General features: G+C 69.1%; 12 protein-coding genes. 4 read left to right on the top strand and 8 right to left on the bottom strand.

What is annotated here, in order from left to right; genetic code table 11:
• Positions 1-82 precede the first annotated feature (82 nt).
• Both K2R93_03265 and K2R93_03260 read right to left on the bottom strand, forming a co-directional pair.
• A complete protein-coding gene (locus tag K2R93_03265) occupies positions 83-865 on the bottom strand; it encodes a class I SAM-dependent methyltransferase (GenBank protein MBY0488842.1) in 783 nt (260 codons plus the stop codon).
• Positions 862-1455 (bottom strand): histidine phosphatase family protein, encoded by a 594-nt coding sequence (locus K2R93_03260; protein MBY0488841.1) that lies wholly within the window; start codon positions 1453-1455, stop codon positions 862-864. Before K2R93_03260 ends, K2R93_03265 begins: the two co-directional genes overlap by 4 nt.
• Before the next feature lie 257 nt (positions 1456-1712).
• Between K2R93_03260 and K2R93_03255 the strand changes: the two genes are divergently transcribed.
• Positions 1713-3128, top strand: coding sequence for a cytochrome c (locus K2R93_03255; GenBank protein ID MBY0488840.1), 1416 nt, complete (start codon positions 1713-1715; stop codon positions 3126-3128).
• Here the strand turns inward: K2R93_03255 and K2R93_03250 are convergent.
• Complete coding sequence (locus K2R93_03250) at positions 3117-4001, bottom strand: methylated-DNA--[protein]-cysteine S-methyltransferase (GenBank protein MBY0488839.1); 885 nt, start codon at positions 3999-4001, stop codon at positions 3117-3119. The two genes, K2R93_03255 and K2R93_03250, sit on opposite strands and share 12 nt — an antisense overlap.
• A 77-nt stretch (positions 4002-4078) precedes the next feature.
• Entirely contained in the window at positions 4079-4567 is a 489-nt protein-coding gene (locus K2R93_03245; GenBank protein ID MBY0488838.1) for an SgcJ/EcaC family oxidoreductase, read from the bottom strand.
• An 82-nt stretch (positions 4568-4649) separates the two neighbouring features.
• Here K2R93_03245 and K2R93_03240 point away from each other — a divergent pair, with 82 nt between their 5' ends.
• Positions 4650-6263 carry a beta-lactamase family protein gene (locus K2R93_03240; GenBank protein MBY0488837.1) on the top strand — a complete coding sequence of 538 codons (1614 nt, stop codon included), beginning with the start codon at positions 4650-4652 and terminating at the stop codon, positions 6261-6263.
• Here the strand turns inward: K2R93_03240 and K2R93_03235 are convergent.
• Positions 6260-7537, bottom strand: coding sequence for a metal-dependent hydrolase (locus K2R93_03235; protein MBY0488836.1), 1278 nt, complete (start codon positions 7535-7537; stop codon positions 6260-6262). The two genes, K2R93_03240 and K2R93_03235, sit on opposite strands and share 4 nt — an antisense overlap.
• Between K2R93_03235 and K2R93_03230 the strand changes: the two genes are divergently transcribed.
• Together K2R93_03230 and K2R93_03225 are read left to right on the top strand one after the other, a co-directional pair.
• Entirely contained in the window at positions 7536-8648 is a 1113-nt protein-coding gene (locus tag K2R93_03230) for a sigma-70 family RNA polymerase sigma factor (protein ID MBY0488835.1), read from the top strand. The genes K2R93_03235 and K2R93_03230 overlap by 2 nt on opposite strands.
• Before the next feature lie 84 nt (positions 8649-8732).
• Positions 8733-10421 carry a class I SAM-dependent methyltransferase gene (locus K2R93_03225; GenBank protein ID MBY0488834.1) on the top strand — a complete coding sequence of 563 codons (1689 nt, stop codon included), beginning with the start codon at positions 8733-8735 and terminating at the stop codon, positions 10419-10421.
• A 36-nt stretch (positions 10422-10457) separates the two neighbouring features.
• On the opposite strand, the gene K2R93_03220 is transcribed toward K2R93_03225, so the two are convergent.
• From K2R93_03220 to K2R93_03210, 3 genes are read right to left on the bottom strand one after another with little or no spacing between them, the layout of a single operon-like run.
• The gene (locus K2R93_03220; protein ID MBY0488833.1) at positions 10458-11072 is read right to left on the bottom strand and encodes a transglycosylase SLT domain-containing protein; all 615 of its coding nucleotides are present in this window, start codon (positions 11070-11072) and stop codon (positions 10458-10460) included.
• Positions 11072-11275, bottom strand: a complete 204-nt coding sequence (locus K2R93_03215; GenBank protein ID MBY0488832.1) for a DUF350 domain-containing protein — start codon at positions 11273-11275, stop codon at positions 11072-11074. Before K2R93_03215 ends, K2R93_03220 begins: the two co-directional genes overlap by 1 nt.
• Complete coding sequence (locus K2R93_03210; GenBank protein MBY0488831.1) at positions 11218-13578, bottom strand: PAS domain S-box protein; 2361 nt, start codon at positions 13576-13578, stop codon at positions 11218-11220. Before K2R93_03210 ends, K2R93_03215 begins: the two co-directional genes overlap by 58 nt.
• Between the last annotated feature and the right edge of the window lie 126 nt (positions 13579-13704).

Raw genomic sequence — 13704 nt, 5'->3', positions numbered from 1 at the left:
CGCAGTACGTATACGCAGTACGTATACGCAGTACGTATACGCAGTACGTATACGCAGTACGTATACGCAGTACGTATACGCTTCACCTCAGCAAGTACCCCACCCGCAAGGTAAGCGGCCACTCCACCAACACCGTCGACCGCGTCCCCCACGCCTCCTCCAGCGCTGCCTCAAACTCCGCCAGCAGATCCTGCCCCGTGAGCGCCTTGCAGCGCGTGATCGCCGACCACGTGCTGAGGTAGCCGAGCAGCTGCCCCTTCGTCCACTCGGCGGTCATGCGGAACCACGGCGCCTCGAGGGAGCCAAAGGGAAACGGCAGCATCGCGTAGTGATCATCGACGTGCCGTCGCTCCGGCGGCCACCACGGATGCACGAGGCGATCGAGATCATTCACGAGTGCGCCCACCCGTTCATGGCCGGGCGTGAACATCAGCGAATAGGTCCACTCGGCGATCACACCACCCGGCACCAGCACGCGCTTCACTTCGGCGTGAAAGGCGTCGACGTCAAACCAGTGCAGCGCCTGCGCGACCGTCACCAGAGAGACGGAGCGATCGGACAAGCCGCTCATGTGCGCCGCGGCCGCGTGATACGCCACGCGCGGATGCGGCACGGCGGCCTCGATCTGCTGCGCGTTGAGATCGGTGGCGACCACGCGCTCGAAATGATCGGCTAACGCGACACTCGCCTGTCCGGAGCCGCACCCGACATCCCAGGCGAGGGCGCGCGTCGGGACCTGCGTGGCCAGCCACGCGAACAGCTCGCCCGGATACGTGGGGCGATGGGCCGCGTAGCCGCGCGCGACGATCCCGAAGTGATCGCCGCGCTGCTCCTGCCCCGCGCCGCTCACCGGCTCCGCACTCACTTGGGAGTCATGCCGGCGCAGTTGGCTGCCGCCGGCGCGTCGGGCGCCCCGTACGACGCGCGCACGACCTGCGTGGGCAAACCGTTGGCGGCCGGCGTCACGAGGAACATCGTGGCGTAACTGGCGTCGCAGAGATCGGGGAGCTTGGGGCCGCCGAGCGCGTTCACGATGGCCGGCACGGTGTTGCTGTGGCCGACCACGAGCACCACACCCTTCGCCTTCATCACCGCCTCAGCGACCGCTTTCACATGCGACGCATCCAGCGCGATGACCGTGGGCGTGACGCCGGTGGCCTTGGCGACCGGCACGGCCGTCTCGGCGGTGCGCTTGCGCGCCGAGACGAGAATCGTGGACGGGGTCGTGTGCGACAGCGCCTCGGCGAGTGCCTGCGCGCGCGCCACACCGGCCTCACTGAGGCTTGGATCGTCGGCCGGTGTCGGCTGCTTCTCCCCGTGGCGCACCAGGATGACCAGCGACGGCTGCGCCATCGCGCGCGACGGCGGCAGCGTCACGGCCATCAGCATCGCCACAGGGACGACGGCGGCGCGCCACGCGCGCGGCACGAGTCTGCGCCACTGCATTCCGGTCACACCATGCTCCTTCGCTCGGCCGCCCGAGCGGGTCGACGTCAGCGGTCGGTCGTGATGCTGAACCCCGCACCAGAATGTAGCCGCCAGGGAGCACAACACGGACGAGCTCGCCGCTAAGGTTCGGGAAAGAGACCCCAGGCACGTCGCGCCCCGCGTAGATTCGCGCACATCAGGTCCCGCCACGCAGGGCCGATGAGACGCGGCGACGCAGCCGCGACCACCGGCCGTGCGTCCTTCTGCCCCAGCTTATGCCTCGCTTGGTTCCTCGTCCCCCCCGCGATGGGCGCGCGGCGAAAGCCGTGCTCGTTGGCGTGGCGCTGCTCGCGCCACTGACCCTGTCGATTGGCCGCACGCACGCGCCGCTGGTGGCGCCGCAGCTGACGCCCCTCGTCGCGCAGGGCACCGCGCCCGACTTCGGCAAGGATGTCGCGCCCGTGCTGTACAAGAACTGCGCGAGCTGTCATCGCCCGGGCGGCATCGGGCCGTTCTCGATGCTCGACGCCGATACCGTAAAGGCGTACGCGAAGGACATCCGCGACGCCGTGAGCACCGGCTACATGCCCCCCTGGCACGCCGACGGCCCGCGCGGGGTGTTCAGCAACGATCGCCGTCTCGCGGATCTCGATCGCCAGGCGATCCTCCGCTGGATCGACGATGGCGCGAAGGTCGGCAACAAACGCGCGCTGCCCCCCACGCCGGTCTTCGACTCGCAGTGGGAGATCGGCACGCCCGATGCCGTCTTCACGATGAACGAGCCGTTCACCGTGCCCGCCTCGGGAACCGTCGAGTATCAGTACTTCGAAATCCCCACGAACTTCACCGAAGACAAGTGGGTGCAGGCCATCGAGATCATGCCGGGCTCGCGCGAGGTCGTGCACCACGTGCTCGTCTATGCGCGCGCGCCGCAGGCGCCGCCGCCGGCGGGTGCCGCGGCACCGGGCGCCGCATCGCCGGGTAGCGGCGCGCCCGCTGCCGCGCGTCCCGCGGCCAAGCCGGCGGTGGAGTTCGATGCCAACAACGAGTTCACCGATCCGCCGCGCAAGGATCCGCGCAACGCGCCCCCGATGCGCGTCGGCAATCTGATCGGCACCACCGCCCCGGGCACCAACGTCGTGCGCTTCCCCGAAGGCACCGCGCTCCGCGTCCGGGCGGGGACGACGCTCGTCTTCCAGATGCACTACACGGCGCATGGCCACGAACGGCAGGATCGCACGAGCGTGGGCTTTCAGTTCGCCAAGGCCGCGCCGCAGGAGCAGGTGATCGCCAGCAACTTCCTCAACGGCAAGTTCACGCTCCCCGCCGGCCAGAAGGATGTGATGGTGCCGAGCACGATCACGATCAACGAGCCGGTGAAGATCTACGGGCTCTTCCCGCACACGCATCTGCGCGGCACGCGCTGGCAGTACACGCTCGAGAAGCCCGATGGCACGAGCGAGATCATCCTCGATGTGCCGCGCTACGACTTCAACTGGCAGACGTACTACATGTTCGCCAAGCCGCTCGAGATTCCGGCGGGCGCGAAGATCACGTCCAAGGCGTGGTACGACAATTCGGCCGCGAACCCGCACAATCCCGATCCCAAGGTCGACGTCCGCTGGGGCGATCAGACCTGGGAGGAGATGCAGTACACCGGCTTCCTCTACTCCGTGAACAGTCGGCGCCTACGGCCGTAAGCGTTCGCGGTCGAGCAGGACGCGCTTGCGTTCCAGCCCCCAGCGATAGCCCCCCAACGTGCCATCCGCCCGCAGGGCGCGATGGCACGGCACCAACACCGCAATGCGATTGGCCCCGCACGCCGTGCCCACCGCCCGCACGGCGTCGGGGTGGCCGATCTCCTGCGCGATCTCGCCGTAGCTCACCACGCGCCCCGGCTTCACGCTCAGCAGAAAGCGCCACACCTTGATCTGAAAGGCCGTCCCGCGCAGATCGAGCGGTAACTCCGGGCGCGGCGCGCGCTCCACCACGTGGGCATCAAGCGCCGCCATCCACGCATCGAGCGGCTCGCGCGCCGCCTCGCCCGCCGGCACCAGCGTGGCCCGCGGAAACTCGGCGCCGAGGCGCGCCACCAGCTCCGCCTCGCCGTCGCCGAACTCCACGAGACACACGCCACGTACGGTGGCCGCCATGAGCAGCGTACCGAACGCCGACTCGCGCACCGCCCAGGTGATCGTCTCTCCGGCGCCGCCGGCCCGATACGTACTCGGGGTCATCCCCAGTCCGCCCGTCACCTGTTCGTAGACGCGGCTCGTGGAGCCATAGCCGGCGTCGAAGGTGGCATCGAGCACGGCATCGCCATCGCGCAGGCGCGCCTTGAAGCGCTCGAGCCGCTTGGCCGCGTGATACGCCTTGGGGCTCACCCCCATCACGGCGGTGAACGTGCGCTGCAGGTGATGCGGGCTCATCGCCGCCTCGCGCGCGAGCTGCGCCAGCGACAGCGGCTCGCCGGCATGGGCCGCAATGTGCGCGGCCAGTCGCTCCATGCGAGCGACAAGATCAGGGGCAGGGGTCGTGGGCATCGGGGCTCCGGTGGAAATGTGGCGTGCCATCCGAATCCACGAAACAACACCTGGCCCGGCGGCGCCCTCCGAATCGTGCGGACTCGGAGGGCACCGGAGCGTGGGGCTTACTTCTTCTTTGCCGGCGCGGGCGGGGCCGGCGGCGCCTGGGGCGTGAACGACGCAAAGTGCGCCGTCTTCCATCCTTCCGCGGTCTTCACATCGGTCGAGACGAAGTGTCCGCTCGCCACCACCTTCCCGCCCGCAGAGACTTCCCACGTGCCATGCGCGCCGGCCACGTTCGGCGCCAGCTGACGGGTACCGGCCGGCATCACCTTGAGCGTCGTGCCCTTGAACATGCCGGCAAAGTTCGCGGCCACGGCCTTCTCGATCGCCGCGCGACCCGAGGAGACCGCACCGTCGCCACCAACGATCACGGCATCGGCCGTATGAAGCCCGGCGATGGCCTTGGCATCCGCCTTGGCCCACGCGGCGACGTAATCGGTGGCAATCTTGTTCACCGCCGCTTCATCGGCCGCCGACAACTTCTGCGCCGAAGCAAGGGAGGGGACCAGCAGCAGGCTGGCCGCGAGTACAGCCGTACGCACACGCATCATGCGGACACTCCTGGGGAGGAAGGGTGGGATGCGGGCATCGGCCCGCACCACTACGCTACGGCTCGCGAGGCGCCGCTGTCAAGTGAAGATTCTCACCAGTCATCTCACGCCACTCACCGGATATCTCGCCATGCGTCGCTTCATCGCTCTGCTGTTGCTCGCGCCAACGCTGATGCGTGCGCAGTCATCAGTTGCTCCAGCACCGACGTTCCGCGACCCCGATCGCCTCGCCAAGCTCCGCCGCGCCATGCCTGCGGTGGACTCTGTCATGCGCGCCTTCGCCGAGCGCAGTCGCGTGCCTGGTATCGCCTACGGGGTCGTCGTCGATGGACAGTTGCTGCATGTTGCCGCGGTGGGGCTGCGGGAGGTGCCCAGCAAGGCACCCGTAGACACCAGCACCGTCTTTCGCATCGCGTCGATGACCAAGAGCTTCACCGCCCTCGCCATTCTGCAGCTGCGCGATGCGGGCGAGCTCTCGCTCGACGATCCAGCCGAGAAGTACGTCCCGCAGATGAAGGCGCTCGCCTATCCCACCACCGACGCGCCGCGCATCACCATTCGCCATCTGCTCTCCCACTCGGCGGGCTTCCCCGAAGACAACCCCTGGGGCGACCAGCAGCTCGCCCGCACCGACGCCGAACTCTCGGCGATGATCGCCAAGGGCATCCCGTTCTCGAACGTGCCCGGCATCAGCTACGAGTACTCGAACTTCGGCTTCGCCATCCTCGGCCGCATCGTGGTGAACGTGAGTGGCATGCCGTACGCGCGGTATGTGCGCGACAAGATCCTGCTGCCGCTCGGCATGACCTCCACCACCATGGAGGCGCGCAGCGTCCCCGCCGCCCGACTCGCCCACGGCTATCGTCTGCAGGACGGCCAGTGGCTCGAAGAACCGGCGCTCCCCGATGGATCGTTCGGCGCCATGGGCGGCATGCTCACCTCCAGCGCCGATCTCTCCCGCTGGGTGGGGCTCATGCTGAGCGCGTGGCCGCCACGTGATGGGGCAGAATCCCCCGTGCTCAAGCGCAGCTCGCTGCGCGAAATGCAGCTCGTGGCGCGCTTCAGCGGCGGCACCGCGGCGCGCAATGCCAACGGCGAGCTCGCCCACACGAGCGGTGGGTACGCGTACGGGCTGCGCGTGTCGCAGAACTGTCTCTTCAACCACATCGTCGCCCACTCCGGCGGCCTCCCCGGCTTTGGCTCGCAGATGCGCTGGCTCCCCGAATACGGCGTCGGGATCGTCGCGCTTGGCAACCTCACCTACACCAGCTGGGGCGCGCCCATCGACGCCGCGTTCGAAGCCCTCGCCAGGGCCGGTGCGCTGGTGCCGCGCACGGTGCAGCCCTCACCGGTGCTGGTGGATCTGCAGCAGAAGGCCACGCGCCTCGTGCAGCAGTGGCAGCAGCCGCTCGCCGACAGCATCGCCGCGATGAATCTCTTTCTCGACGAAAGTGGGCCGCGTCGCGCCGCCGCCATCCGGAAGCTGGTCGATGCGGCCGGTGGTCGCTGTGAACCCGAGGGACCGCTGTGGGCCGAGAATGCGCTGCGCGGCGCGTGGAAGCTGCGGTGCGCCAGCGGTGCCCTGCGCGTGGGAATCACCCTCGCGCCCACCATGCCGCCGCGCGTGCAGGAGTTCACCGTGGTGGCCGTCCCGCTCGACCTCAAGGTGGGCGCACCGCCCGTCTGTCGGCCCTAGCGGCCGCGCAGCACATCCAGGCGGGGCGGCGTCCAGGACGGAATCCACCGCCCCGCAATCGAGCACGGCCCCGCGGCCGCCGGATACGCGAGCGCGTTGAAGCCGCCACCGGTACCGTAGCGCGCGTCGGCGAGCAGGAGATATCCATCTGCCGTGGTCTGCCACACCGGCGTGCGCATGAAGCGCAACGCCGCGGCCACTTCGCAGCGCGTATTCGACAGCTGCACGAGATCGGCCACCGGCGCCGCCCACGTGGTCCGCCACGCGAGCGCCGGCGACACGTCGAAGGGCACCTGAGCCGACGTCCCCGGCAACCCACCGAGCACATCACCGCCTACGCGCCCGTTCGCGTACGTCGTGAGACACGCCTCGGCGTTGCGGCGCGCCAGGAGCCCCGCAATGCCGCTCGTGAGGCGGTACGTGGACCGATCCGCGCTGCGCGAGACGACGAGTGTGGACCAGCACGTTGGATCGCCGGGCGCGGGATTGAGCACCACATCCAGCACCGTGTCCCCACGCGCCGCCGCGGTTGCCGTGACCGCCGCGCGCACGGCGCGACCGCTCACCACAAAGCCCGTCGTGACACCCGCCCACAGTGCGAGGCCGGCCCAGGCGCGGCCGCGCGCCGGGAGCAGCCACTGCGCACCCGTCCACAGCGCCGCGAACACCAGCAGCGCCACCGCAATCACACCCGCGACCTGTCCGGTGAATCCGCTCGCCGCCAGCATCACGAGCGCGAGCAGCACCAACAGCACGCGCCCGCCGCGCGAGCGCGCGCCAAAGAGCAGCGGCGGAATGGCCACCAGCCACAACCACGGCTCCACGATGAATACCGCGTCGCCGTAGTACCACCGGTCATCGAGCGGCCAGAACGGATGCACCCCGTAGCTGTTCGTCCAGTCGAGGAGCAGGTGCGACCACGTCCCGGCGAGCGCGAGCCACAGCAACGGCCCGGTGGGCGTCGATCGGTCGGCGGAATCACCGCGCGCAATCCATCGGCGCGCGAACCACCACAACGCGAGCGCACTGATCGTCGCCCAGATGAGCGTATGCGTGTGCCCGCGATGATGCAGCAAGTAGCCGAGCGGCCCCAACTGCACCAGCGGCCCCGAGTACAGCAGATCACTGTCGGGGAACTCCGCGGCCGCGATCCCCAGCAGCACCGTCGCCCGGCGCACCCGCGGCGAAATCGTGCGACGCTGGCGCGAACTCATCGACTGCACGGTCACGTCGGCCATGAGCAGGCCGGCCAGGCCATGCGTGATGTTGTCCATGGCCCATTCTACGCACGGCGGCCCCGGCCCGTACAGGGACGAACGGGGACGCGGTCAGCGGGTATCGGGGCGGTCGCGTAGGTTGTTCGGTCGTCACTCCCCACACGCCTCGCCTGCCATGTCTCCCGATTTCGAGCGCCACCGCCCCCAACTCACAGCCCACTGCTATCGGCTGCTCGGCTCGGTGCTCGACGCCGAAGATGCGGTGCAGGAAACCATGCTGCGCGCCTGGAAGGCACGCGACACGTTCGACGGGCGCGCGCAGCTGTCCACCTGGCTGCACCGCATCGCCACCAACGTCTGCCTCGATGCGCTCTCGGGGCGCTCGCCGCGCCTGCGCGCGATGGATCTGCACCCGGCCAACAAGACCACCGACGACCTGCCAACGAAGCCCCGCGGGTACTGGCTCGAGCCGGTGCCCGATCTCGCGGTCATCCCGGCCGACATCGACGTACATGAGCAGGCCGTGCTGCGCGAAAGCATCCGGCTCGCCTTTGTCGCCGCGCTGCAGCATCTCCCCGCACGCCAGCGCGCCGCGCTCATTCTCACGCAGGTGCTCAATTGGAGCGCCGCCGAAACGGCCGAGGCGCTCGACATGACCGTCGCGGCCGTGAACAGCGCGCTGCAGCGGGCCCGCGCCACCCTCGCCGAGCATCGGCAGGGCGAGTCACTCGATCGGCTCGTGGCACTCGCCGCTCGCAACATGGCGACTGAGCAGGCCGCGTTGACGCCCGCGCAACGTCACCTGCTCGAGGCCTTCACGAAGGCCTTCGAAGCGTACGACGTGCCGCGCATCGTCAGTCTGCTGCGCGACGACGCCACGATGTGCATGCCCCCCTACGACTTCTGGCTGCAGGGGCGTGCCGACATCGCCGACTGGCTCAGCGGCCGCGGCGCGGGGTGCGAAGGGTCGGTGCTCGTGCCAGTGCAGGCGAACGGGGTCCCCGCCTTTGCGCAGTATCGGCAGGGCGGCGCCCAGCCGTGGGCGATTGTGCTGGTGGAGTTCGACGGCGACACGATCGGGCACATGAACTATTTCCTCGATACCGAAGCGCTCTTCCCCCGCTTCGGGGTGCCCATGAGGATCGCGCCGGACTCGCCAAGTCCGTAGATCGGCGTCATGTTCGGGTGACGTGTCCTCGGTTCGCGCGCCGTCCACCCCACTGAAGGTCTGCCCATTCCCGACGCCCCCGCAGTGATTCACGAGCGCGCGCTCGCCCTGTTCAGCGCTGGGCAGCAGCGAGAGGCGCTCCTCCTGCTCTTCGAAACGCTCGGACACGCGTCGCCCGCCGATCGCACCTCACCAGCGATGGCGCCGCTGCGCCGACTCGTCGCGACCCTCCTGGAGTCGGTGGCGATCTCGGTGGCCAACGACACCGTCCTCGCGGTGCTGGCAAGCGTGGCGGCCGATCCCGGCGTGCCGGCGCAGGCACTCGCGCCGTCGCTCCTCGCGTTGCTCACCGGATCCGATGCCGCCCGGCAACTGCGGTCGCCGGCCGAGTCGGTCGTGACCGATGCGCTGCACGACCTGGTCGGGCATCCCCTCGTGCCGCTCCTGCTGCCGCACATTGTGGTGGGGACGCGCGAGGGCGAAGCGCTATGCGTGCGGTGGCGTCGCGCGCTGCTGGAGCGCGCCATCGACCCGGCGTTCATCGCCCAGCGCTGGCTCTGGAACAGCATCGCGTGGCTCGGCGCCGCCGCGTTCAACGGCGAATACGTCTGGGCCGAGTCACCCGAGGAAACCGCGATGGTGCAGGCCATGGCGGACGCGATGGGCACGACGCTCGCCAGCGGGACCTCGCCGGCGGTGCTCGCCCCGGTGCTGCTCACCTACAGCCTGTACCGGCCGCTGCGGACCGTCGCCGGATGGGAGTTGCTCGAGCCGATTGCCGACCGCACGTGGGGCGCGCTCGCCGAGCCGATGTCGCGACTGCTGCAGCGGCAGGTGCGCGATCTCCTGGAAGAACAGCAGCGCGCGGCCGAGATCCCGTCCCTCGCCCTCACGAGCGATGACGGATCGGCGCGCGTGCGCGCGCAGTACGAAGCGCATCCGTATCCCCGCTGGGTTACCGCGCCGACCGCGCGCGTCAGCACGCTCGCCGAACTGGCGCGTGAATGGCGCCCCGACGTGGCACCGCCGGAGGGGCGGAGCATCCTGATTGCCGGCTGCGGCACCGGCCGGCAAACCGCGCACCTCGCCACGAGCTTCCCCAACGCCGAGATCACCGCGTTCGACCTGAGTCGCGCCAGTCTCGGGTATGCGTCCCGCATGCTCGATACGCTGCAGATCCGGAATGTGCGGCTCTTCCACGGCGATCTGCTTGCGCTCGAACAGCTCGACACCCACTACGCGGTGATCAGTTGCTCCGGCGTGTTGCATCACCTGCGCGATCCGCGCGCCGGGTGGCAACAACTCGTGCAGCGGCTCGCGCCGCGCGGACTGTTGAAGATTGGCCTGTACAGCACGCTGGCACGGCGCAGCGTGCGCGCCGCGCGCGCCGAGATCATGTCCCAAGGCCTGCCCACCCGCGACGATGACCTGCGTCGCGCGCGACAGCATCTGCTCGCGTTACCCGGGGCGCATCCCGCCGCCGCAGCAATGGACTCGCTGGACGCGTACGCTTTGAGTGGCTTTCGTGACCTCGTCGCGCACGTCCAGGAGCGGAGCTACACCATCGAGGAGCTTGCGGGCGAGCTCGCGGCCCTCGATCTCGAGTTCCTGGGCTTTCAGCTGCCGCGCGATGTACAGTGGCGGTTCGCCGCGGAACATCCCGCGCCGCAGGCGGGGCGCGATCTGGCGGCGTGGGCCCGCTTCGAGGAGCGGCATCCCATGACTTTCTGGGGGATGTACCAGTTCTGGTGCGCGCGACGCGGCGATCGGTAGCGATCGGTAGCGATCGGTAGCGATTTCTCGCGATCGCTAGCGCTTGCCGCGCGCCGTCACGCCATTGGCGATCACGCGCCCCCGATCATCGAGCCCCGCCTGAAACGCGGCGATGCGCTTCACGTACCCCAACGTTTCGGTGTGCCGCCACCGCGGCACCGTGGGCGCCACGCGCTCGATACTCGGCCAGGCCCGCGGATCGAGCTGTTCGGCGCGCGCGCGCTTCTGCGCCTGCAGCAGCGTGCCCCGGCCCGCGTTGTAGCTCGCGAACATGAACGGCAACCGATCGGCCTCGATGGAGTCCTGCGCCCAGCGCAGCCACAGGGTGCGATCGTAGGCCACGCCGGCGGCGATGTTCGACTCGGCGTCGTCGATGCGCGTCAACTCGGGATTCTTCGACGCGACTTCCCGAAAGGTCATCGGCATGAGCTGCATCACGCCACGGGCGCCCACGCCGCTGCGCGCGGTGGGGTCGATATTGCTCTCCGCCATTCCTTGCGCCTTGAACACGCGCCAGTCAAACGCCGGGCCGAACTGCCGCTTGGCCGCCTTGCGGAAGGCGTCGTCGTATCGATCGGCCGCCGCCCGCGGCTGCGCCTGCGCCGCCGACGACACGAACAGGAGCGCGCCCCAGAGGTGCCGCGTGCGCATCAGTTCAACGCGCCAGCCACCACGATCGCCACGGCGATGAAGATCGCCGCGACGAACAGCCCCACCGCGATGTTCCCCTTCTTGAGCTCCTCGGCGAAATCCACCTGCGGGGTGAGCGCATCGATCACGCGGTAGGACACGAACATCAGCACCACACCGATGATCGCATAGAGGAAGTTGAGCCCGACGACGGACCAGTCCATTTAGCCCTCCGGCGTGCTGAGCACCTGACGCAGCACCGTCTCCAGTTGATGTTGCCCCAGCGGCTTGGCCAGAATGGCCGACGCGCGATCGAGCACGGCGTCCTCCGGGACATAGCCGGACAACGCGATGACCGGCACCGTGGGGACCAGCACCTTGATGAGCGGCAGCGCTTCCTCGCCGGACATGCCGGGCATGAGAGATCGAGCAGGACCGCTCGCAGCTCCGGTACACCGGCTCGCAACCGCTCCAGCGCGGCTTCGGCGCCATCCACCACCACCGCGTGCAACCCGGTGCGGCTGATCTGCCGCGCCAACACCGTCCGCACCATCGGCTCGTCGTCCACGATCAGCACCGTCCCGGTCAGCGGCCCCGTCGCCTCGGCCTCGGCGCGCGCGCCTACCGGCTCCGCCAGATCCGCCACCGGCAGCTGGACCGTAAACGTCGTGCCGGCCCCCGCGGTGGACATAACCGACCAGCTGCCCCCCGCTTCACTGATCGTGTGGAAGGCCGACGCGAGCCCGAGCCCGGTACCGCGCCCCGGCTGCTTCGTGGTGAAGAACGGCTCGCCGATGCGTCGCAACGTGGCCTCGGACATGCCGATGCCCGTATCCCGCACGGTCAGCAGCACGCCGTGGTGGCCGTCCGGTTCGAGCGAGACGCTGAGCACCGGGTTCCGCACGCCGACCAGGGCATCGCGCGCATTGAGACAGAGATTGAGCACCACCTGCTGCAGATCGCTGGCCAGCGCCCGCACCATCGCGCGCGGTACGCGAATGGATGCACTGATCGTGATCCCCCGATCGAAGGTCTGGCGGCAGATGTGCAGCGCCTCGTGGACGATCGGCACCAGATCGGCATGCGCGCTCACATCCGACGCATCGGCGCGACCCAGCGCGAGCATGCGACGCACCAGATCGGCCGCACTGCGTGCCGCCCGTTCTGCATCGCCCACCAACTCCACGAGGTCCCCGGACGCCGGGTCCGCCGACGCCTGCTCCATCGCCATCTGCAGGTTGGGGAGCACCACGGCGAGCATGTTGTTGAAGTTGTGCGCGATCCCGGCCGCCATGTCGCCCATGGCCTCGCGACGCTGCCGCGTGCGCAGCGCATCGGCCATCTGCTTCTCGGCCGTCACATCGAGCATCACGCCGGTGTAGAAGATGCCGTCCGCACCCGTGTCGGGCACGCCGAAGAGCCGGAGCCACCGGAGGCCACCATCCACGTGTTCGAAGGACACCTCGTGCTGAAACGGGCCACGCGTCACGATCACGCGGGCGATCGCCTCACGCAGCATCGTCCGCTGTGATGGCGACAGCCGCTCGAAGAGCACGTTGGCGTTCCCGCGCACTTCGTCCGACTGCATACCCAGCACTTCGCGGATACGCCCGGCCACGAACACCAGGCGGCTGTCCTGCTCCGACCGGTGCCGATACTGAAAGACGATGCCCGGCACGGCATCGAGTACGCGCTGCGTCTGCGGCCGGCTCGCTTCGAGCGCCAGCTGCGTCGTGCGCGTGTCGGTGATGTCGGTAAAGGTCGCGACCACACCGCGCACCGTGTCATCACCATGTTCGCGCAGCGGGTCGGCGCGCACTTCGAGCCACGCCCGCGTGCCGTCGGGTCGGTGGACCGACAACACGACCGGGCCTACCGGTTCGCCGGTGCGACGCGCCGCCTCGGATGGAATGTCTCCCGGCAGCAGGGGACCGTCATCATCCCGCGCGAGCCGCCAGCTCGGGTCCGTGGCCGCACGGCCGGTCATCTGGTCCACCGACAGCCCGAGCACGCGCTCGGCGGCCGCGTTGGCGGCCTTGATCGTGCCGTCGGCGTTGTGAATCACCAGCCCTTCCGACATCGAGCGGAACACCGAATCGTACGTCGCTTCGGACGCGCGCAGCGCGGCGTGCGCCGCACTGATGTCGCTGAACGAGATCACGACCTGGTCTATTTCGCCGTGCGCGTCGAACTGCGGCACGGCCGACATCATGATCCAGATCCGCTCGGCGGCATCGCCGCGCCGCACTCCCATCACGACGGCGCGCTGCGGCTCTCGCGTGAGGAGCGCGCGCATCCCCGGATGATCATGGCGGCTAAGCGGCGTGCCGTCGGAAAAGATCACATCCCACCGCGCGTCGTCGGTGGTGCGTTGCACCATCTCTTCGGCGCTGACGCCGAGCAAGGCGTTCGCCTTCGCATTGGCAAAGACAATGCGGGCATTGCGATCCTGGATCACCACCCCGACGTCGAGGTCGTGCAGGGTGCGGACCCAATCGGGGGCCGCGACCGGCGGTAGTGGAGCCATGCCAAGAGTGTCGCAGCCGTGAGCAGGCGCGTCAATAGTGACGTGAGGCGATCTTCATCGGAATGCCGTCACATGGGACGCGTCTGTTAGCTCCGCGTTAGGTGGGCGTCCGCACCGTCCGGGCCT

It is taken from the genome of Gemmatimonadaceae bacterium (assembly GCA_019752115.1).
GTDB lineage: Bacteria > Gemmatimonadota > Gemmatimonadetes > Gemmatimonadales > Gemmatimonadaceae > Gemmatimonas.
The sequence above is the reverse complement of the archived record's forward strand: the minus strand, read 5'-3'. Positions and strand labels throughout refer to the sequence as shown.